Source organism: Vibrio sp. 1S139 (assembly GCF_041439475.1).
Lineage (GTDB): Bacteria > Pseudomonadota > Gammaproteobacteria > Enterobacterales > Vibrionaceae > Vibrio > Vibrio crassostreae_C.
In genome coordinates this window covers 12069-32574 of sequence record NZ_JBGOOD010000032.1, presented here as the reverse complement: position 1 = coordinate 32574, position 20506 = coordinate 12069, and the positions used below count along the sequence as shown (strand labels likewise).

General features: G+C 45.4%; 19 protein-coding genes and 1 riboswitch. Of the genes, 10 read left to right on the top strand and 9 right to left on the bottom strand.

Features of this window, described 5'->3' with window-relative positions; genetic code table 11:
- Positions 1–27: 27 nt before the first annotated feature.
- Both ACED46_RS12430 and ACED46_RS12425 read right to left on the bottom strand, forming a co-directional pair.
- Entirely contained in the window at positions 28–318 is a 291-nt protein-coding gene (locus ACED46_RS12430; RefSeq protein WP_017063722.1) for a DUF2607 family protein, read from the bottom strand.
- A 91-nt stretch (positions 319–409) separates the two neighbouring features.
- Positions 410–961 (bottom strand): YtfJ family protein, encoded by a 552-nt coding sequence (locus ACED46_RS12425; protein ID WP_017063723.1) that lies wholly within the window; start codon positions 959–961, stop codon positions 410–412.
- A 253-nt stretch (positions 962–1214) separates the two neighbouring features.
- Here ACED46_RS12425 and ACED46_RS12420 point away from each other — a divergent pair, with 253 nt between their 5' ends.
- A complete protein-coding gene (locus ACED46_RS12420; protein ID WP_017058898.1) occupies positions 1215–1415 on the top strand; it encodes a DUF1107 family protein in 201 nt (66 codons plus the stop codon).
- Positions 1416–1525: 110 nt separating this feature from the next.
- Here the strand turns inward: ACED46_RS12420 and msrA are convergent, their stop codons facing one another.
- A complete protein-coding gene (msrA, locus tag ACED46_RS12415) occupies positions 1526–2155 on the bottom strand; it encodes a peptide-methionine (S)-S-oxide reductase MsrA (RefSeq protein ID WP_371721564.1) in 630 nt (209 codons plus the stop codon).
- A gap of 195 nt (positions 2156–2350) precedes the next feature.
- Between msrA and ACED46_RS12410 the strand changes: the two genes are divergently transcribed.
- Genes ACED46_RS12410 through ACED46_RS12400 form a run of 3 tightly spaced genes read left to right on the top strand, consistent with a single transcriptional unit; the run spans position 2351 to position 8193 of the window.
- Entirely contained in the window at positions 2351–4063 is a 1713-nt protein-coding gene (locus ACED46_RS12410; protein WP_371721563.1) for an autotransporter assembly complex family protein, read from the top strand.
- The gene (locus tag ACED46_RS12405) at positions 4060–7818 is read left to right on the top strand and encodes a translocation/assembly module TamB domain-containing protein (RefSeq protein ID WP_371721562.1); all 3759 of its coding nucleotides are present in this window, start codon (positions 4060–4062) and stop codon (positions 7816–7818) included. Before ACED46_RS12410 ends, ACED46_RS12405 begins: the two co-directional genes overlap by 4 nt.
- Positions 7819–7836: 18 nt before the next feature.
- Positions 7837–8193, top strand: a complete 357-nt coding sequence (locus ACED46_RS12400; RefSeq protein WP_017069403.1) for a gamma-glutamylcyclotransferase — start codon at positions 7837–7839, stop codon at positions 8191–8193.
- Positions 8194–8280: 87 nt separating this feature from the next.
- Here ACED46_RS12400 and fbp read toward each other — a convergent pair whose 3' ends face one another.
- Complete coding sequence (gene fbp / locus ACED46_RS12395; RefSeq protein ID WP_008220458.1) at positions 8281–9291, bottom strand: class 1 fructose-bisphosphatase; 1011 nt, start codon at positions 9289–9291, stop codon at positions 8281–8283.
- Positions 9292–9561: 270 nt separating this feature from the next.
- On the opposite strand from fbp, the gene mpl reads away from it, so the two are divergent.
- The 5 genes from mpl (at position 9562) to thiQ (ending at position 15201) form a co-directional block, all read left to right on the top strand.
- Complete coding sequence (mpl, locus tag ACED46_RS12390; RefSeq protein WP_017063729.1) at positions 9562–10920, top strand: UDP-N-acetylmuramate:L-alanyl-gamma-D-glutamyl-meso-diaminopimelate ligase; 1359 nt, start codon at positions 9562–9564, stop codon at positions 10918–10920.
- A 38-nt stretch (positions 10921–10958) separates the two neighbouring features.
- Positions 10959–11582 carry a flavin prenyltransferase UbiX gene (locus ACED46_RS12385; protein ID WP_017058905.1) on the top strand — a complete coding sequence of 208 codons (624 nt, stop codon included), beginning with the start codon at positions 10959–10961 and terminating at the stop codon, positions 11580–11582.
- A 43-nt stretch (positions 11583–11625) separates the two neighbouring features.
- Positions 11626–11745: riboswitch (TPP riboswitch) on the top strand.
- Positions 11746–11798: 53 nt separating this feature from the next.
- On the top strand, positions 11799–12791 hold the full coding sequence (gene thiB / locus ACED46_RS12380; RefSeq protein ID WP_017063730.1) for a thiamine ABC transporter substrate binding subunit: 993 nt from the start codon (positions 11799–11801) through the stop codon (positions 12789–12791).
- A 92-nt stretch (positions 12792–12883) separates the two neighbouring features.
- Positions 12884–14497 carry a thiamine/thiamine pyrophosphate ABC transporter permease ThiP gene (gene thiP, locus ACED46_RS12375; RefSeq protein WP_371721561.1) on the top strand — a complete coding sequence of 538 codons (1614 nt, stop codon included), beginning with the start codon at positions 12884–12886 and terminating at the stop codon, positions 14495–14497.
- Positions 14497–15201, top strand: coding sequence for a thiamine ABC transporter ATP-binding protein (gene thiQ, locus ACED46_RS12370; protein WP_017071293.1), 705 nt, complete (start codon positions 14497–14499; stop codon positions 15199–15201). The genes thiP and thiQ overlap by 1 nt, the downstream gene beginning before the upstream one ends.
- Positions 15202–15307: 106 nt before the next feature.
- On the opposite strand, the gene yjgA is transcribed toward thiQ, so the two are convergent.
- Entirely contained in the window at positions 15308–15832 is a 525-nt protein-coding gene (yjgA, locus tag ACED46_RS12365) for a ribosome biogenesis factor YjgA (RefSeq protein WP_017069408.1), read from the bottom strand.
- Between the two features lie 118 nt (positions 15833–15950).
- Between yjgA and pmbA the strand changes: the two genes are divergently transcribed.
- Positions 15951–17294: a metalloprotease PmbA gene (gene pmbA / locus ACED46_RS12360; protein WP_371721560.1), complete on the top strand. Its 1344-nt coding sequence runs from the start codon at positions 15951–15953 to the stop codon at positions 17292–17294.
- A gap of 97 nt (positions 17295–17391) precedes the next feature.
- Here pmbA and mgtE read toward each other — a convergent pair whose 3' ends face one another.
- The 4 genes from mgtE to ptsN form a co-directional block, all read right to left on the bottom strand.
- A complete protein-coding gene (mgtE, locus tag ACED46_RS12355) occupies positions 17392–18747 on the bottom strand; it encodes a magnesium transporter (protein ID WP_371721559.1) in 1356 nt (451 codons plus the stop codon).
- 148 nt (positions 18748–18895) lie between these two features.
- On the bottom strand, positions 18896–19171 hold the full coding sequence (locus ACED46_RS12350; RefSeq protein ID WP_008220439.1) for an HPr family phosphocarrier protein: 276 nt from the start codon (positions 19169–19171) through the stop codon (positions 18896–18898).
- Positions 19172–19173: 2 nt separating this feature from the next.
- Positions 19174–20043 carry an RNase adapter RapZ gene (gene rapZ, locus ACED46_RS12345; RefSeq protein ID WP_371721558.1) on the bottom strand — a complete coding sequence of 290 codons (870 nt, stop codon included), beginning with the start codon at positions 20041–20043 and terminating at the stop codon, positions 19174–19176.
- 1 nt (position 20044) lies between these two features.
- Complete coding sequence (ptsN, locus tag ACED46_RS12340; protein ID WP_004738707.1) at positions 20045–20506, bottom strand: PTS IIA-like nitrogen regulatory protein PtsN; 462 nt, start codon at positions 20504–20506, stop codon at positions 20045–20047.

Below are 20506 nucleotides of genomic sequence, written 5' to 3'. Positions count from 1 at the left end.
TAAAGGTTAATTAAAAAGTAGTGGTAATTAAGCGATATTTACAGGAGGTGAGCGTGCCAAATAAGCGAAATATAGCCGCTGTAGTGAAGTTACTGACTCTGTAATAGCGACAGTAAATTCCGAATGGAACTCTGGAATCTGTGGTAGTGAGTGCGCTGTGATGAACTGATTAAGCGAAAACAGCTCACAATGGTGTGAAGTGTGGTGCTCTGGTGCGATATCCACAATGTGTGTTGCGGCTAACACGCTTAACATGAGCATAAGCCCAAGCAAGAAGCCTGTTTTGCGTTTCACATTGTTGGGTGTGTTTTGCCACATCAGGATGATTAACCACAGAATTAAAAAAAGGATACTGTTATAATATAACAATATCCTTTGGTTAGGTCTCGAAAAAGACGCGAATATCTTATTAAAGGCTCGCTTTAATCAACTCAATGACTTGAGTGACTTCTGATTCGTTTAATGCACCTTCTTTTACAAACAAGATTTTACCTTGCTTGTCTTGAACGATAATCGCTGAGCTTTCTTCTTTTAGAGCCCATGTTGACGCAACGGCGCCGTCTTCATCTAGGACCATAGAAGACCATGGAAATTCTTCTTTGCTGCTTTCGGCAGAGGACTTAACAAAAGACCCAGTACCCCAAATCGCATCATCTTGGTTGATGATAGTGGTGGTTTGGTAGCTGTCTTCTGAGAATTTCGATGCGGTAATGGCTGCCATCAGTGGTGCGTTGAGCTCTTTAGAGCTGCTGCGGCCAGCGATAGCTTGAACGACGCGAACTTTACCTAGAAGATCATTGGTTGCCCAAGCTTGATATCCAGTATTTCCGTCGTTTAGAACAATCTCACCATAGTTACTCACATCGACGGCAGGCAGGGTAGCGCCTACTGATAGGTTGTGAGCATTGGCGAAGAGTGGAGAGGCTGCGGCTAGAAAAGCCAGTAGAGTTTTGTTTTTCATTATATTTTTGTTCCGCTTATTGGTTTGCACAGGAAGTATAATATGAAATTTGAAAAATGCCTCTTTAACTTTTTTATCGTACGACGTAGAAAGAAGTTGCAGGCTTGTTACCAAAAGGTATAATGCATCAATATCAAGATGAACAATAGATTATATTGCTGTTTGCTAAAGGAATTAGCGATTAAATGTGCTTTGAACAGCGACGCTGTTCAGGTATGTGACTGTAGTACTCAAATGGAATTGAGGTTGTATTATGTTAAGAAAATTTTCTACTTACCGTCCACGTCAGGTGGCGCGTTTCGTTAAAGTCCTGTTCAAAGGCCAATTTGCTATTGAAGGTGTTGGAGAGTTTCGCTTCGACCAAGGCAAGGTGCTACTTCCTGAAGTTTCAGACAAACAAAAGCTCACTATTTTTAAAGAAGTTAACGGCACCATTGCAGCGTTGCCGGTGTAACTGAGCTTTATCGATTTGTCTTGCACCGAATAGATTAACAATGAAAAGGGCTTCCTGATGGAAGCCCTTTTTTAATGCGTGTCGTTCACGATGGTATGTCGAACGGCACTTTATTGTGGAGGGAAGCACACACCTGTTCCACCCAACCCGCAATACCCATTCGGATTTTTAGCTAGGTATTGCTGGTGGTAGGTTTCTGCGAAAAAATATTTTCCAGCAGGCAGAACTTCCGTCGTGATCTCGTTGCCTAAAGATTCAGTCATTGCTCGTTGATATTCACGTTTAGAGTGCTCAGCGATAGATTGTTGTTCTTCACTGAAGGTGTAAATCGCAGAACGGTACTGAGTCCCTAAATCGTTGCCTTGGCGCATCCCTTGAGTTGGGTCATGACGCTCCCAAAAGGTTTCAAGTATTCGAGCTAGAGAGGTTTGTTCACTATCAAATATGACACGAACGACCTCGGTATGGCCGGTTTGCCCAGTACATACTTGTTCATAAGTGGGATTAACTGTGTATCCGCCAGCGTAACCAACGGATGTTGAAATAACGCCATCCAATTGCCAAAACAAACGCTCAGCTCCCCAGAAGCACCCCATACCAAACAGGACTTCTTGTTGAGAGCCCGTGGGTGCATCGAACAGGTCGGTTTGATTGACGAAATGGCGCTCAGTGATTCGAATTGGGTCAGCATTTCCCGGTAGTGCGGTTGCTGCAGAAATCAGTTGTTGTTTGTTTAGCATGTTATATTCCTTTTCGCATACGTTTACCGCGCTGGCTTTTATTTAACGTGGGTTCATATTAACTGTTGGTCAATATTGAATAAGTCTTTAAATTAGACCGTGTTATTCCAGGATTTATTACAGACTCAATGCCTATTTAGCGGTATTATTTCTTTTCACTTATTAACGTATTGATAACTTCTTCACCAATTAAACATGATAAGAAAAACTTTACCAGTTCTGATTGGCACTCTATTGTCATCGACGCTCGCTTTCGCTGACGTTTCCCTTGAAATCAAAGGGCTAGATGGAGCGCTTGAGGATAATGTTGATGCTTATCTGAGTGCGATCCCTGAAGAAGAGTATTCGGTTTCACTAAGATTCCAATCCCGCTTGGAATCTATGATTAAAGAAGCCCTGAATGCGTTAGGCTACTACCACCCTAAAATCACATTTACTCACTCCGAAGATGATACCGAAATGACCGTTACGGTTGAGCCGGGAGAGCCTGTTGTTATTTATACTTCAGATATCGTTCTAACTGGTGAAGCCAAGGATGACCCAGACTTTTTAGCCTTGATAGCGAAGAGTAGCTTGTCTAAAGGTTCGACTCTGAATCATGGTAATTATGACTCTTTGAAATCGTCGATCCGCAACCTTGGCTTAGCGAAAGGCTACTTCGATGGTGCTTATGATCTTAGTAAGCTAGAAGTCGCTCCTGAATTGAACCGCGCTTATGTTCGTCTTCATTATAACAGTGGTATCCGCTATCACTTTGGTACTACTCAGGTTACTGGTAGCCAGATAGAAGAAGATAAGGTGCAGTCACTTAAACCATTTGAGGGTGGCGAACCTTACTCAATCACCAAAGTCGGTGAGTACAACCAAAACCTGTCCAATACGGATTGGTTCTCCTCGGTATTTGTTGAACCAAATTTAAGCCAGTTAGGCGAAGGCCGAGAGATCCCGATGAAGGTTAGCCTTGCTCCGCAAGCTCGTAACCAAATCGAAACGGGTATCGGTGTCTCAACCGACCTTGGCGTAAAAGGCACTCTGAAGTGGAAAAAACCTTGGGTTAATGAACAAGGCCATAGCTTCAATAGCAGCCTGTCGATTTCTAAACCTGAACAGACGATTACCGCTACCTATAAAATCCCTCTGGATGACGTGCTGAACGACTACTATCAAGTTAAGTACGGTATGAAAAACTTGGATAATCGTGATACCAAGAGTTTGGAGTCAAACTTAGCGCTAGAAAGATATTGGCGACTGGATAACGGTTGGCAACGCACGGTCTTCATTCGATACTTGGTCGAAAACTATGAGCAAGGTTTGCAGGATGATTTAGCGCAATTTGTGCTGCCGGGTATCTCTTTCTCACGCACTCGAACGCGAGGCGGTTCGATGCCGATGTGGGGCGATAAACAAACCATTATGGTTGAAGCGGGTGATGATACCTTGTTATCTGAAACTAAGGTTGTTCGTTTTCAAGGTCAAACCGCTTGGATTCGAAGCATTGGCGACAATCACCGAGGCTTAACTCGACTTCAATTTGGCGGCAACTTTGCCGACGAGTTTGATAAGCTATCTCCCTCACTAAGATTCTTTGCTGGTGGTGACAATAGCATTCGTGGTTATGGTTATGAGTCGATCTCTCCTCGAGATGAAAGTGGCGCACTAACGGGTGCCAAATTCATTGCAACCAGCTCGTTTGAATACCAATACCGCTTGGTTGGAAACTGGTGGGGCGCAGCATTCTACGACATTGGTGATGCATTTAATGACAAACCCGAATGGAAACACGGCACCGGCGTCGGTGTTCGTTGGGCGTCACCTGTTGGTCCAGTGAGTTTAGATTTTGCTTGGGGTCTAGATGCAGAAAAAGGTGATGAGTTCCAGTTACACTTTAGTTTAGGGCCAGAATTATGATCAAAGTGATGGGCAAGTACATCAAGTGGACGTCGATCTCATTGACGTCTATTTTGCTGTTGTTGATAGCCTTGCTAGGTTTTGTTTTGTTCACCAATCCAGGGTTGAACACTGTGTTGTGGGGCGCTGAAAAAGCGTTGCCACAGCTTAAAGTGGAAAGCACTAAAGGGGCTCTGTTCCCGAGCTTTACGCTTAATAATGTTCAGTTTAAAGATGACAGCCTGCATATAGACACCAAAGTTCAAAAGCTGAACTTGGCGATTAATCCTCGCTGTCTGCTCGACCCTAAGTTGTGTGTCGATCGTTTAGCGATTCAAGGATTGGACTTCGCATTTACTGAACTGCCTCCGGCCTCTACAGAAGAAACAGAACCTACTCCGCCCGTAACATCGGTAAAAACACCGTTGCCAATCGTAATCAACCGTATCGCTTTGTCTGATATCAAGTTGAATATCTTAGGGCATGAAATTGAATGGAGCTTGTTCTCTACGGCTTTGAGTATGCAGGGCGAAAAGCTAACTGTATCGCCAACCTTATTCAATGATCTTAAGGTTAAACTCGCGGAGTCGACAGAAGAACCGCAAGCAGAAAAGGTTGAGCCAAAAGCTGCCGTTAAAACGGCTATCGAATTGCCGGAAGTCTGGATTCCTCTGCAGGTTGTGTTGGAGCGTTTTGACCTCAACCGTTTCACCTTAGAACAAGAAACACCAATCGTTGTTAACCACCTTGGGTTAGAAGCTCGCGCGGGCAAACACACGGTTGATGTTTCAACTCTCGAACTCGATATGCCACAAGCAAGCGCCAATCTAACCACGAAGGTTGAGCTCAAGGGCGGTTACCCGCTAGAACTTTCTTTGGATGCGTTGGTGAAAGAAACCGACCTTGTTGGGCAGAAGTTGTCTCTGAAAGCACAAGGCAGCGTGGCTAAGCTAAACCTAGACTCCCAATTTTCTGAGCTGATTGAGGCAAAGTTGTCTGGGGATATTCAACCCTTAGAACCGACTCTGCCATTTGACCTTCTTTTAGAGGGCGGACAAGCACAGTGGCCCCTTACCGGAAAAAGCGATTACCAAGCGACAATTGAGCAATTTAAAGCTGATGGCTCACTAGATGGTTTTAATGTTCTTCTTAAAGGTGAAGCCGATGGTAAGGAAATCCCTGAATTAGCCATCGATCTACAGGGTAAAGGCACGACGGAACAAATTGTTCTCGAGCGTCTAAAGCTCAACACGCTAGGCGGTGAGCTTAACGGTGTCGTTAAAGCGAACTGGAAGAGTCTCGTTAACTGGCAAGCTGACGTGACACTCAAAGATATTCAACCGGGTCTGCAGTGGCCAGAAGCTGAGGGCAACATTAGTGGAAACATCGTCACCTCAGGTGAGTTGACTGAAGCGGGCGGCTGGGTGATTGAACTGCCTAAATTGGATATTGAAGGGATCTTGCGAGAATACCCTCTGGATATCGAAGGTCAGTTGTCAGCGTCGGATCGCAGCGCGAGCGGTGAACCAAAACTGAAAACCAGTGGTTTGAGCTTAGCTCACGGTGTTAACTCGATTAAGGCTCAGGGTGAGCTTGATAAGAAATGGGACATGGGTGTTGAGATTCACTTCCCTGAGCTTGTAAAAAGCGTCCCTGATTTGAAAGGTAAAGTGATTGGTAACATCCAGCTCAGTGGTCCAACGAAAAAGCCTGAAGTCGATCTCGCTCTAAATGTGGATAAGGTAGATTGGAATAACGAAGCAACACTAGAATCCTTGTCGCTTAATGGTTCTGTGGTTCCTCTGCCATTGCCTGAAGCTCAAGCTGATCTTGAATTAAAAGCTAACAACCTAACCTATCAAGATCAGAGCGTAAAAAGCATTGATCTCACGGTGAGTGGTGGTGAGAAGAAACACACAGTGACACTTGATGTGATATCCGACATCGTGTCTACAAGCTTAGCTATTTCCGGAGAGTTGATTCAAAAGCCTTCTCTTATTTGGTATGGATCGTTAGACAGAGTCAAAATCACCACTCAGCAAGGCCCTTGGGTGTTAGATCAACCTGTCGCGATAAATGCGGATGTTGATAAACAGTTTGCCGATGTTCAAGCGCACTGTTGGAAACAATCGGGTTCGAGCGTGTGTTTGGATGAAGACGTTCGTGTCGGAAAATCGGGTGAGGCCAAGGTAGTCATCAATCAATTCGATTTCGAGCAGATTAAAGCCTTTGTGCCTAAAGAGACGCAATTACAGGGCTTAGTCAATGCGACTGCTCATGCAAAGTGGTCTGAACAAGATGAGCCTGAAGTCACGGTAAGCGTTGATATGCCGAAAGGACAGGTTGTTCAACAAGTGGGTGAGCCAATCACACTGGGTTGGGAAAGCGTTGCATTGAATGCCCAACTGAAAGACAACAAACTGGATGCCGATTTTAAGTTGGATGTTTCCGACAATGGTGACCTGTCTGGCACGGTGTCGTTACCGGATATTCTTGCCGAAGACAAAATGGTCGATGCGGCAATTAAGCTGACCACGTTCCATCTTGATTTCTTACAACCAATTCTAGGTGAATACAGCTTATTGAATGCCGACCTTGAGAGTGATCTTCAAGTTAAAGGCTCTCTGATGCACCCTCAAGTCTTTGGCCAATTCTCTGTTGATGGTATTCAAGTCAAAGGCGATGTTACGCCTGTTGATGTGAAAGATGGCCGCATCGACCTCGACTTTGATGGTTATAGTGCAAAACTGGATGCGAATGTCGAAACGCTTGATGGTCACCTTGATATTGAGGGAACCGGAGATTGGCAAGATCTTAAAGCATGGAACTCGAACGTTAGAGTTTTCGCTGATGAGTTGATGGTTGATATCCCACCGATGGTTAAGGTGAAGGTCGTACCTGATATGACTATTGATGTCACACCAGATCTGGCGAAAATCACCGGTGATATTGCATTACCATGGGGACGAATTGTTGTTGAAGATTTACCACCGTCAGCGGTTGGCGTCTCTTCTGATCAGGTTATTTTGAATAAAGATCTAGAGCCAGAAAACGAAGATACGATTCCATTCAATGTGATGACGAATATTAATATCTCCATTGGTGATGACTTTAAACTGTCTGCCTTCGGTCTTGAAGGTGATTTGGTCGGTAAGCTCAACGTGGCTCAAAAAGACCAAGGTCCATTTATTACAGGTGAAGTGAACATCGTCGATGGTACTTATCAATCATTCGGGCAAGACCTCTTGATCGAAGAGGGTAAGATCCTAATGAATGGACCACCGGATCAGCCATACGTAGCCATCAACGCGATTCGTAATCCTGATAATACTCAGGATGACGTGACCGCTGGTATTCGAGTGACTGGCCCTGCGACAGAGCCTACCATCGAGATTTATTCTGACCCAGCGATGCCACAAGCGAACGCACTGTCTTATATTTTGCGTGGCCAAGATATCGACGGTGAGTCGAGCGGTTCGATGACAACGACTTTAATCGGTTTGAGTTTAGCGAAGAGTGGTAAGGTTGTTGGTGAAATCGGTGAAGCCTTTGGTGTACAGGACTTGCAACTGGATACTGCAGGCTCTGGCGATGACTCTCAAGTGACGGTAAGTGGTTACATCCTGCCTGGCTTACAGGTGAAGTATGGTGTGGGTATCTTTAACTCGTTAGGTGAGTTTACCGTTCGTTATAGATTGATGCAGGATCTCTATGTTGAAGCTGTTTCTGGCCTAGACAGTGCTGTGGATCTTCTCTATCAATTTGAGTTCGAGTAGAGCCGTATGGGAGGGCATATGCAGCATCTTGTTTTTGTCTATGGAACCTTGAGGCAAGGTCAGTCCAATCACCATTATTTGCAGGGCTGCGATTTATTAGGGCAGTTTGATACACCTAAGGAATACGCACTTTTTGATTTAGGTGCCTATCCGGCGATGATTTTGGGAAAGAAAAGTGTCGCTGGTGAGGTCTATATCATTAACGACGAAATTTTAGAGTCGCTCGATCGGCTAGAAGATGTTCCTGTTGAGTATCGTCGCGAGCAAATAGAGACTATATTTGGATTAGCATGGGTATATTTGTATCAGCTTGATCTAACAGCTAATAAAGAAATACTTTCGGGTAACTGGTGTCAGCGGAACAATGATTCCTAACTAGTTAATCACCTTACGAGACAACAAAAAGCCAGCACTGAGGTGCTGGCTTTTTAATAGCGTTAGTTTGAGAATGAAATGAGAGGGTTACTCAGGGTTCAGCTCAAGAAACTCTTCTACTTTACGTACCATTTTTGTTGAACCAACGAAGAAAGGCACACGTTGGTGTAGCTCAGTTGGTTTGATATCCATGATACGCTGTGCACCGTCTGATGCAATACCGCCAGCTTGCTCCATAAGGAAAGCAATAGGGTTGCATTCATAAAGCAAACGCAATTTACCTTGAGGGTGGCTCTCTGTACTTGGGTATAAGTAGATGCCGCCTTTTAGCAAGTTACGGTGGAAATCAGACACAAGAGAACCAATGTAACGTGACGTGTAAGGGCGGTTATCGCTTGGCTCGCTTTCCTGACAGTATTTGATGTACTTCTTAACACCGGTTGGGAAGCGGATGTAGTTACCTTCGTTGATCGAGTAGATCTTGCCTTCGTCTGGAATCATCATGTTTTCATGAGATAGACAGAAAGTACCCAGAGATGGATCGTAGGTGAAACCATTTACGCCAGCACCAGTTGTGTAAACCAGCATGGTTGAAGAACCGTAAATTACGTAGCCGGCAGCTACCTGTTTGTGACCTGGTTGCAGGAAGTCTTCTTGAGTCGGTGGTGTTCCGATTGGAGAGACACGGCGGTAGATAGAGAAAATCGTACCAACCGATACATTTACATCGATATTTGATGAACCATCAAGTGGATCCATCAACACGACGTATTTTGCGTTTTTGTTGAGCTCTTTATTGAAGGCAACCGCTTCGTCTTCTTCTTCACTTGCAACACCACAAACTTGGTCACGAGCTTCTAGAGCCGCTTTAAATTTGTCGTTCGCATAAAGGTCTAGCTTCTGCTGCTCTTCACCTTGAACGTTGTCTGTACCAACAGCGCCAGTAATGTCGACAAGACCTGCTTTGTTGATTTCACGGTTAACAATTTTTGCAGCAAGACGAATTGATGACAAAAGGGATGATAGATCACCGCTTGCATGGGGGAAGTCACTCTGTTTCTCAACAATGAACTCACCAAGGGTGCGCATCTCAGACATGTTATTTCCTTAAACTTCTCTCAATATTAGGGGGGATTTGAGCACTGTAGATTCGGCCTCTTGAGTGGGCTTTATTCATCTAGACGCTTACCTAAATTCTAAAGGTTAGATCTTTTTAATGGTAATGAACTAAGCGACACAGATCTCACTTACTATGTCGACTCAATTTGTTTTGCATTGCCGCTCGCTTTTAATCGCCATTTAATGATAATGAGTGCAAGCCGTTTTAATTAGGCACTGTTTATTTAGCCAAGCGTTTGGAAGCAATTTATGCATATTCATATCTTAGGAATTTGTGGCACCTTCATGGGTGGTGCTGCGGTATTGGCTCGTCAATTAGGTCACAAGGTTACGGGTAGTGACGCGAATGTTTACCCACCAATGAGCACCTTGTTGGAATCACAAGGGATTGAAATTATTGAAGGGTTCGACCCTAGCCAATTAGAACCAAGGCCAGATCTCGTGGTTATCGGTAACGCAATGAGCCGCGGTAATCCGTGTGTTGAGTATGTGTTGGATAACAACCTTAGATACACCTCTGGTCCTCAGTGGTTGCAAGAGTTCTTACTGCATAACCGTTGGGTGTTAGCGGTATCGGGAACGCACGGTAAGACCACGACATCAAGCATGTTGGCTTGGATCTTGGAAGACTGTGGCTATGCACCGGGCTTCTTAGTTGGCGGAGTGTTGGGTAACTTTGGTATCTCTGCTCGCCTTGGTGAAAGCATGTTCTTCGTGGTAGAAGCCGACGAATACGACAGTGCTTTTTTCGATAAACGATCTAAGTTCGTTCATTACCACCCAAGAACCTTAGTGATGAATAACCTAGAGTTCGATCATGCGGACATCTTTGACGATCTTGAAGCGATTAAGCGACAATTTCATCATTTGGTGCGTACTGTGCCAAGCAATGGTCGCATTTTCTCACCTAAGCAAGACAGTGCTATTGAAGATGTTCTAGCTCGCGGTTGCTGGAGTGAAACTGAATCGAGTGGCGAGCAAGGCGACTGGGATGCCAAGAAACTGGTCAAAGATGGCTCTCAATTTGAGGTTTACTTCCAAAATGAATGTGTTGGAACCGTAAATTGGGATTTAGTGGGCGACCACAACGTAAATAATGCTTTGATGGCGATTGCAGCTGCACGTCATGTGGGCGTGACACCTGACCTTGCTTGTGAATCACTAGCTACCTTTATTAATACTAAGCGCCGTTTGGAGTTTAAAGGCGAGGTGGCAGGTGTGTCTGTTTATGACGATTTTGCTCATCATCCAACGGCGATTGAACTTACGCTCGGGGGATTACGTAATAAGGTCGACACTAAGAAAATCATTGCCGTTTTAGAGCCTCGTTCTGCCACCATGAAACGTGGTGTGCACAAAGAAATACTGGCTGATTCGTTGAAGCAGGCGGATTCTACCTACTTATTCCAACCGGATAACATTGATTGGTCAGTTCAAGATGTTGCAGACGCTTGTCACCAACCGGCACACGTGAGTGATGACATGGATGCATTCGTTGCTAAAATTGTCTCAGAGGCACAAGCTGGCGACCAAATTTTGGTAATGAGTAATGGTGGCTTTGGTGGCATTCATCAAAAACTGTTGGATGGATTGGCACTCAAAGGCTAACGGCATCCACGACCTTATAATTTGAAGTAATTGAGAACATGACAAAACACGATAAAGCGATAACCCTTGCTTTCACTGGCGCATCTGGTGCGCCTTATGGCCTGCGTTTACTTGAATGCCTTTTGGCAGCCGACTATCAGGTCTACTTGCTGATTTCATCGGCAGCGCGAGTGGTATTGGCGACCGAGCATGAACTTAAGTTACCTGCTGGGCCAGATGCGGCGAAACAAGCTTTGGTTAAACATCTTGGCTGCGACCCTGAAAAGCTGGTGGTGTGTGGCAAAGATGATTGGTTCTCGCCGGTTGCCTCTGGTTCAGCAGCACCTAAACAGATGGTCGTTTGTCCATGTTCAGCGGGAAGCTTGGCTTCGATTGCTCATGGTCTATCAGATAACCTGATTGAGCGAGCAGCAGACGTAGTCATGAAAGAGCGAGGCCAATTGTTGTTGGTGGTTCGCGAGACGCCATTTTCGACGCTTCATCTCGAGAACATGCACAAACTTTCGACCATGGGCGTGACGATCATGCCTGCAGCCCCGGGTTTTTATCATCAACCTAAGTCAATTGAAGAACTGGTCGACTTTATGGTGGCGCGTATTCTAGATCACCTTGGTATCGAACAAGGTTTAGTGCCACGTTGGGGTTACGATCAACGTAATTGATCCAAACTTGATAGCTTATTGTTAAAAATCAAATTACAATTCTGAACACTCATCGGGGAGCGAACCATTCAAATAATGAATGCGAGCTGAGATCAAGCAGGTGCTTGGGACCCGTAAACCTGAACCAGATAATGCTGGCGTAGGAATTGAGTTAGGAACAACCTCTACCGTTCTCCTCCCTCAAACCTGTGCCGCTCAGACCATGGAGAGCGTCCAGTGAAATTCACATTAACTACCCTTGCTGTTACTACAGCTATTTCTTTTTCTGCCTTTGCTGCAGACAACACTTTGACTGTATACACCTATGACTCTTTTGCTGCGGATTGGGGCCCTCGTCCTGCCGTTGAAAAAGCATTCGAAGAGAAGTGTGGTTGTGATGTGAATTTTGTCGCTCTAGAAGATGGTGTGTCTATTCTGAACCGTTTACGTCTTGAGGGCGGCAACAGCAAAGCCGATATCTTGCTAGGTCTCGACAACAACCTGATGGCTGAAGCGAAAGCGACGGGCTTATTGGCTGAGCATAATGTTGATACTTCATCAGTAACGCTTCCTAATGGTTGGAACGACAGCACTTTTGTACCCTATGACTTTGGCTACTTTGCTTTTGTTTACAACAAAGAGAAGTTGGTAAACCCACCGAAGAGTCTTAAAGAGTTGGTTGAGCAGCGTGATGATCTTAAGGTTATCTACCAAGATCCACGTACATCAACACCAGGCCAAGGCATGATGCTTTGGATGAAATCAGTATACGGTGATGAAGCGACAGCAGCATGGAAGAAGCTTGCTCAAAAAACAGTGACTGTAACCAAAGGTTGGTCTGAAGCTTACTCAATGTTCCTAGAAGGCGAGTCGGATTTAGTGTTGTCTTACACAACGTCTCCTGCTTACCACATTATTGCAGAGAGCGATTCTAAGTATGCAGCAGCAAGCTTCGAAGAAGGGCATTACACTCAAGTGGAAGTGGCCGCTAAAGTTAAAGGCAGTAAGAACGAGAAACTTGCTGATGAGTTTATGGCGTTTATCCTAAGTGATGAATTCCAATCGGCGATGCCAACAGGTAACTGGATGTACCCAGTGACCGATATTGAGCTTCCAAAAGGGTTCGAGCAACTTACGGTTCCTCAGAAAGCGCTAAGCTTTACACCCGAAGAAATTGCAGCTAAGCGTAAGCCATGGATTCGTGAATGGCAGAGTGCACTTACTTTTTAATTTTCTTTTAAAAAATTAGCTTTCTAACTTTCTGTATTTAAAGGTTTGTTCGATGTTAACTGAGCGAACCATTTACGGTAAAAAATCAATCTATGATAAAGAAAACACCTAAGGTAGGTATCTGGGTTGCGATACTCATTACCGCCTTCGTGGTTTCAGCAGTTGGGGCATTGCTTAGCAATGCCCCTTCTCTTGATATCAGCCAAGTATGGTCCGATCCCTACTATTGGCATGTAACGAAATTCAGTTTTTATCAGGCGACACTCTCAACGGCACTGAGTGTTGGCTTTGCTATACCTATTGCTCATGCGCTGTGTCGTAGACAATTTTTTGGACGCGCTTTGTTGTTAAGGCTGTTCGCGTCGACCTTAGTCCTGCCAGTGTTAGTGGGTGTATTTGGCTTACTTGCGATCTATGGCAATAGTGGTTGGTTAGCTAAGTTTTTGGCGAACTTCGATATTGAATTGCCATTTTCCATATACGGATTGAATGGTATTTTGCTGGCGCACGTTTTCTTCAACTTGCCTTATGCCAGTCGCTTACTTCTGCAAGCGTTAGATACCGTGCCTGCCGAGCAACACAAGCTTTGTGCTCACTTGAGTATGAGTCATTGGAACAAATTCAGATGGGTTGAATGGCCTCGCTTAAGACAGCAATTACCACATGTGTGTGGCTTAGTCTTCATGTTGTGTTTTACCAGCTTTGCTACCGTGATGGCGCTAGGCGGTGGACCTAAATCAACCACTATCGAGCTCGCTATTTATCAGGCGATTAAATTCGACTTTGACCTTCAAGCTGGTGCCTTGCTCGCGATATGGCAAATGCTGCTGTGTGGTGTGCTAGCGGTGAGCATTCAACGCCTATCGAAGCCTATTTCAGTGACGGCCAGTCAGCTGTCGGAAGAGAAATATTTGGTTAAGGACAGCTGGTGGTCAAAAGCTTGGGATAGCTTTTGGATCATCATAGTCTCAATGCTGGTATTGCCGCCATTAGCTATGGTTATCGTCAGTGGAATTAACTCGCAGGCATTAACCGTACTCAGCAGCGAGCCGTTTTGGGCGGCGTTAATGACCTCGGTTAAAGTCGCGTCATTAGCAAGTGTTATCGCAGTTGGTATTGGTATCGCCATACTACTGACTAGCCGAGCATGGCGTTTACAGAACAAGAATTTTCGAGCCGATAAAATCGAGCTGATTGGCACTATTATCTTGGTGACTCCGGGGCTGGTGATCAGTACGGGTATCTTCTTATTACTGCGTTCATTCACCGATGTATTCAGTTTAGCTTTCTTTATCGTGATTGCCGTCAACAGCTTAATGGCGCTGCCTTACGTAATTAAAACCCTAGCTCAACCTATGCTGCATTTGTCTCAGCAGTACCAGTATGTGTGTGCAAGCTTGGGTATGACAGGTTTCACGCGTTTTAGGTTAGTGGAGTGGCGAGCATTGCGTAAGCCGATGGCGCAAGCCTTCTCGATTAGCTTTATGTTGGCGATGGGTGACTTAAGCGCGATTGCTTTGTTTGGTAGCCAAGATTTTAGAACTCTGCCTTTGTACCTATTCCAATTGTTAGGCAGCTATCAAATGGAAGCGGCGGCGGTAGTTTCTGTGAGCTTACTGTTGCTGAGTGTCGGCAGTTTTAGCTTAATAGAATTCTTATTTACTCGAAGATCTAAGCTCGATGCTAAAGAATTAAGGAACCGATGATGTTAGTGATGAAAGATGTGGATTACCACTATCACAGAGAGTTGTTTAGCTTTGATTTTCAAGCTGAGCAGGGCGATATTGTTGCGCTTATGGGGCCGAGTGGTGCGGGTAAGTCTACACTGTTGGCGCTAGTTGCTGGTTTCATCGAGCCTACATCGGGTGAGATATCAGTGGCTGGGCAGTCGCTTATTGGTAAAGAAGCACATCAGCGTCCGTTGGCGATGTTGTTTCAAGAGCACAACCTGTTTGCTCACCTTACGGTGCGAGAAAATATTGGTTTAGGTCTGCATCCAGGTTTAAAGCTTACTGCAACCCAAAAGCAAGCTGTGGAGCAAGCCGCAGCGCAAGTTGGCGTCGCTGAGTATTTGGATAGGTTGCCTGAGCACTTATCCGGCGGTCAACGCCAGCGTGTTGCGTTAGCGCGTTGTTTTGTCCAACCTCATGATATTTGGCTGCTTGATGAACCTTTCTCTGCGCTTGATCCTTTGCTGCGTGAAGAGATGCTTAGCTTAGTGAAGCGATTAGCGGCAGAGCGAAATATTACGGTCTTGATGGTGACTCACCATTTAGGTGACGCACGCAGTATCGCGAATAAGTTTGTGTTTGTGGCGCTAGGTAAGGTGTTGGTTGAAGACTCGATAGAGGCACTGACGGCGGATCATCCACAGACAGAATTAAGCTCATTTGTTAAAGCGGGTGAGTGACGATTCATCACTCTTGTTTAATCTCTCTGATATTGAGTACGTAGAAAACAAAAAGACCTAGCATGCGCTAGGTCTTTTATTGTCTTACAGAATAAAGCGACAAAGATTAGTCTTCTAGCTTTAGCTCTTTTAAGATTTGGAAGATTTCACGAGAAGCCTTTGCTGGCTTGTTCGCTGATTTCTCTTTGTTAGCTTGGCGAGCTAGCTGACGAAGACGCTGACGGTCTGCTTCAGGGTACATGTCCATGACTTCTGAAATGGCAGCATCGCCTTCAGCAACAACGCGATCACGCAGTTGCTCAAGCTTGTGCAGTTCAGCGGTTGCTTGCGAGTGCTTGTTACGTACTTTATCCAAAGCCGCTTGAATTGGCTCAGGATCAACATTGCGCATTACTTTACCAATGTATTGAAGTTGACGGCGCTTCGCTTCATTTTTAAAGCGTTGTGCATCTTTAATCGCTTGTGCCAAATCTTCAGACAGAGGAAACTTGTCTAATACAGAAGGCTTCAGGGAAACAAGTTCTTCCCCCAGTTTTTGTAGCGCTTCCATGTCGGTTTTCATTTCTGTCTTACTTACCCAGATGATTTCTTCTTCTGGTTCCCATGGGGCTTTTTGGTTTTTGCGAGCCATCTTTTCTGCCTATGTCACTATCTCAAACGAATATATTGCCTATTTTAGCAAGAATCTTGGGGAGAAAGCGAAATTCTTGTTATCCTACGTAATATTGACCTACAAAATTAGAATAGATATGGATGTAAAACAGCAAGTCGCCCAGCAAAGAGTTGAGCTAGAAGCCGCAGTAGCAAAAGCGTTGGACATGGCCTCTGTGAGTGCCGACGCCGCTGAAGTTGCTATTACTAAGTCAACGGGTTTAAGTGTTTCAACACGTATGTGTGAAGTGGAAAACGTTGAATTTAATAGTGATGGTGCACTTGGTATTACTGTTTATCGCGGCCAGAAAAAAGGCAGCGCATCTACATCTGACCTGAGTGAGAAGGCTATTGCTCAAACGGTAGCAGCCGCGCTTGATATCGCTCAGTACACATCTGAAGACCCGTTTGCCGGTCCTGCGGCAAAAGAATACATGGTAAAAGAAATTCCAGACTTGGATCTTTTCCACCCTGACGAGCCTAACCCTGACTATGCCGCTGAGATTGCGATTGCAGCTGAGAAGCAAGCGCTCGCTTATAGCGATAAGATCAAACAGAGTGATGGCGCGAGCTACGACAGTCACTACGGTGTTAAGGTTTACGGTAACAGTCATGGCTTACTAGCCAGCTACGCTTCAAGCCGTCATAGCACGAGCTGCTGCGTGATTGGGCAAGGCGCTAATGGTGAAATGGAACGTGACTACAGCTACACCGTTGCACGTCACCGTGACGAACTGTGGACGCCTGAGCGTGTAGGTCAGGAAGCTGCAGAAAAGACGATTAGCCGCTTGGATGCGAAAAAGCTACCAACAGGCCAATACCCAATTATGTTCGCTAACGATGTTGCGACAGGTCTTATCGGTCACCTTGTGATGGCGATCAGTGGCGGCAACCTTTACCGTAAGTCATCTTTCTTATTGGATCATTTAGGTCAGAAAATCCTACCTGATTGGTTCAATATCTCTGAGCGTCCTCACATCCTACGTGGTTTGGCTTCAAGCCCATTTGATAGCGAAGGTGTGTTCACTCAAGATCGTGAAATCATCACTGACGGTGTGCTAGCAACTTACCTACTAACGAGCTATGCCGCACGTAAGATGGATATGACGCCAACCGGTCATGCTGGTGGTATTCATAACTGGTTCGTTAAATCGACCGGTCAAAACTTTGAGCAGATGCTAAAAGAGTTGGGTACTGGCTTCCTAGTCACTGAAGTGATGGGCCAAGGCGTAAACACCGTAACGGGTGATTATTCACGTGGCGCTGCAGGTTTCTGGGTTGAAAACGGAGAGATCCAATCCCCAGTATCAGAAGTAACAATCGCAGGTAACCTAAAAGACATGTTTACTCAGATTGTTGCGGTTGGTAATGACGTAGAAACACGTTCGCAAATTCAAACGGGTTCTATCTTGCTTGAGTCAATGAAAGTCGCAGGCGAGTAATTCAATTAACACTAATTGATTGAATTAAAAAAGGGAGCCAATGGCTCCCTTTTTGTTTTCTGTATGTCGCCAAAAATTGGCTAGCTGCTTCTGCTAACTAGATCAGTATGGTCGCTAAGCCTAAGAACACCGATAGGCCGATAACATCAGTGACTGTTGTGAGTGCCATACCACCTGCCAATGCCGGATCGATCTTCATCTTCTTCAGCATCACAGGGATGGTTACACCAGCGATACCGGCGACAATCAAGTTGGTCATCATCGCTGCTGAGATGATGCCTCCCAGTATCCAGTTACCTTTCCAAGCTACAACGATACCACCAATGATAACGGCCCATAGAACGCCGTTTAGGAAGCCGATGGCCGCCTCTTTGAGTAGTAGTTCGCGTTTGTTACTGTCACCGATATGACCGAGTGCCAAACCACGAATCACCAGAGCAACGGTTTGGTTACCGGCAACACCACCCATTGAAGGTACGATAGTCATCAGTACTGCAATCGCTGCCATTTGGTCGAGCGTTGCTTCAAACATATTCGATACTGATGCGGCAGCAAGTGCCGCGAGTACGTTAGCACCAAGCCACACACTACGACGACGAGCGGATTTTACGACCGGTGCGAAGGTATCTTCGTCATCGTCCATACCCGCCATACTCATCATTGAGTGCTCGGCATCTTCACGAATAACATCAACCACGTCATCGATGGTGATACGACCAACAAGATGTTGATTGCTATCGACTACTGGCGCTGAAACCCAGTTACGACGTTCGAACAGGCTCGCAATGTCTGAAGCACTGGTTTCTACCGCGATCGCTTCGTCGGCATCATCCATCACTTCTGAAACAGGGACATCAGGTTGAGTCGTTACTAGCGTGGTAAGTGATAGGTTACCGATAAGACGTTCTTCTTCATCAATAACATACAGAGCATCAGTTGCATCCGGCAGTTCGCCACGCATACGCATGTAGCGCAATACAACGTCAACATCGACATCACCACGAATCGTGATTACGTCGGTGTTCATGATCGCACCCGCTGAATCTTCAGGGTACGACAGGGCAGTTTCAACTAATGCACGATCGACGGAGTCCATTTGAGAAAGGACTTCGCGAGAAACATCGTCGGGTAGGCTTCGAAGTACGTACGCGACGTCATCGGTTTCCATACCTTCGGTTGCTTCTGCCAAGGTCTCAGGTGCCATTTTCGACACAAGAGCATCTTTGACGTCTTCGTTTAGTTCATCAAGAATTTCACCGTAGTCTTCAGGATCGGTGAGTTGCCAGAGTACGTCACGACTTTTGCGAGGGGAGGCTTCTAAAAGGTGTGCAATATCTTCAGGCTCCATGTCCTGAAGTTGTCGGCGTACGTGAACAAATCGGCCGTTTTCTAGGGCTTCGCTGACTTCTTGGAGGGTTTGGTGAGCTTGGTCGAATTCTAATTGCTCTGCCATATTTTCCTCCTATCTCATTATTCTTACAATGCTTGGAATAGTAACTTAATTCTAGGGCTTATTTAAATCATAAACTTAGGTAGAACTAAGATTTAATATAGGTTGGTTCACCGTTTGAGTTTGCGGTGTTGTGAGTAAAGCGTCTTAGCTACTCACCCTCATCAAATTTATCTTCGATAAGGTGGCAAACGGCATCAAGTGCTTGTTGTGAATCAGTACCCGAAGCTTGAATCGTGATGTGTTGGCCTTGGGCTGACTCCAGCATCAATAGTCCCATTACGCTGTCTGCGGTGGCACTTTTATCTTCTTCACTATGAATTGTGATAGTGGCATCAAAGCTTTGTGCAAGCTCAACCAACTTTACGGCCGCTCTAGCGTGAAGACCCAAACGGTTTTGGATCAGTACAGTTCGAGTTAATTCCATGGTTAGCCCTGTTGGTGCGTCTCTAAAGAGGCATGTCTGATTTGAACTTGATGACCAAGTTGTTCGAAGTACTCACCAATTTTCTGGGTTAGATAGACCGAGCGGTGTTTGCCGCCAGTACAGCCAATCGCGACCGTTAGGTAACTGCGATTGTTCTTCTCTAACATTGGTAGCCACTGCTCAACAAAGCCTTGAATCTGTTGTTTGAGTTCAATCACTTCTTGATGCTGCTCTAGGAAGGAGTGAATCGGAGCATCAAGGCCTGTCATTGGTCGTAAGTCAGGTTCCCAGTGAGGGTTTGGTAAGAAGCGAACATCAAACACGTAGTCGGCATCGCTTGGCAGACCAAATTTAAAGCCGAAAGATTGAAAGACAATGATTAGTTCTTGCTTCTCTTTGCCTTCGACTTTAAAGCGCACTTTTTCACTCAACTCGTAGAGGTTGCAGTCACTGCTATCAATCACAATGCTGGCTTGCTCTGCTAGAGGACTGAGAAGTGTCTTTTCTAAATCAATAGCCTGCTCTAGAGAAAGTTTCTCTTGGCCAATTGATAAAGGGTGGATTCTGCGGGTTTCGCTGTAGCGCTTAAGGAGTGTCTGCTTGCTGGCATCGAGGAACAATACATCAACATCGATGTTTGTAGCTGACTCGAGTTGCTCGAGCGTGTCGGTGACTAACTGAGGCTCTTTCGGTAGGTTACGTATATCAATACTTACCGCAACGTTTTGGTTGCTTTCGCGTACCGATTCGACAAAGTTGTTGAGCAGGTTTACTGGTAGATTATCGACACAGTAATACCCCAAGTCTTCTAGGACTCGTAACGCAACACTTTTACCGGCCCCTGATTGGCCACTAACCACGATTAATCGCATGTTATTGCTCGCAAGTTGGCACTTGAATCATGATGTCGTAAAGCTCTTGATCGCTCTGAGCATTACGCAGCTGTTTAAGAGTCTGCTTGTCGTTTAGTCGTTCTGCCATACAAGAAAGGGTTTTTAGATGCTCTTTGCATTGTTCGCTAGGAACAAGCAGGGCAAATAGTAGGTCGACAGGACGATTATCAATCGCATCAAATTCGATAGGATCTTGGCATTGCAGTAATACAGCTATCGCTTTATCACTGACATTCATACGAGCATGGGGAATCGCGATACCATTACCAATACCGGTACTGCCCATCTTCTCACGGCTCAACATACACTCAAATAGCTCTGTTGAATCTTGACCGCAGCTCTCAGCTGCTATCTGGCTGATGAGCTCAAGGGCTCTTTTTTTGCTTGTGCATTGGACTGCACTTTTGGTGCAGTCCAATGAAAGTACTTCGCTTAATTGCAT

Coding starts and splice junctions, on each gene's coding strand:
- ACED46_RS12430 (WP_017063722.1), bottom strand. CDS start 318: ATGTGGCAAAACACACCCAACAATGTGAAACGCAAAACAGGCTTCTTG.
- ACED46_RS12425 (WP_017063723.1), bottom strand. CDS start 961: ATGAAAAACAAAACTCTACTGGCTTTTCTAGCCGCAGCCTCTCCACTC.
- ACED46_RS12420 (WP_017058898.1), top strand. CDS start 1,215: ATGTTAAGAAAATTTTCTACTTACCGTCCACGTCAGGTGGCGCGTTTC.
- msrA (WP_371721564.1), bottom strand. CDS start 2,155: ATGCTAAACAAACAACAACTGATTTCTGCAGCAACCGCACTACCGGGA.
- ACED46_RS12410 (WP_371721563.1), top strand. CDS start 2,351: ATGATAAGAAAAACTTTACCAGTTCTGATTGGCACTCTATTGTCATCG.
- ACED46_RS12405 (WP_371721562.1), top strand. CDS start 4,060: ATGATCAAAGTGATGGGCAAGTACATCAAGTGGACGTCGATCTCATTG.
- ACED46_RS12400 (WP_017069403.1), top strand. CDS start 7,837: ATGCAGCATCTTGTTTTTGTCTATGGAACCTTGAGGCAAGGTCAGTCC.
- fbp (WP_008220458.1), bottom strand. CDS start 9,291: ATGTCTGAGATGCGCACCCTTGGTGAGTTCATTGTTGAGAAACAGAGT.
- mpl (WP_017063729.1), top strand. CDS start 9,562: ATGCATATTCATATCTTAGGAATTTGTGGCACCTTCATGGGTGGTGCT.
- ACED46_RS12385 (WP_017058905.1), top strand. CDS start 10,959: ATGACAAAACACGATAAAGCGATAACCCTTGCTTTCACTGGCGCATCT.
- thiP (WP_371721561.1), top strand. CDS start 12,884: ATGATAAAGAAAACACCTAAGGTAGGTATCTGGGTTGCGATACTCATT.
- thiQ (WP_017071293.1), top strand. CDS start 14,497: ATGTTAGTGATGAAAGATGTGGATTACCACTATCACAGAGAGTTGTTT.
- yjgA (WP_017069408.1), bottom strand. CDS start 15,832: ATGGCTCGCAAAAACCAAAAAGCCCCATGGGAACCAGAAGAAGAAATC.
- pmbA (WP_371721560.1), top strand. CDS start 15,951: ATGGATGTAAAACAGCAAGTCGCCCAGCAAAGAGTTGAGCTAGAAGCC.
- mgtE (WP_371721559.1), bottom strand. CDS start 18,747: ATGGCAGAGCAATTAGAATTCGACCAAGCTCACCAAACCCTCCAAGAA.
- ACED46_RS12350 (WP_008220439.1), bottom strand. CDS start 19,171: ATGGAATTAACTCGAACTGTACTGATCCAAAACCGTTTGGGTCTTCAC.
- rapZ (WP_371721558.1), bottom strand. CDS start 20,043: ATGCGATTAATCGTGGTTAGTGGCCAATCAGGGGCCGGTAAAAGTGTT.
- ptsN (WP_004738707.1), bottom strand. CDS start 20,506: ATGCAATTAAGCGAAGTACTTTCATTGGACTGCACCAAAAGTGCAGTC.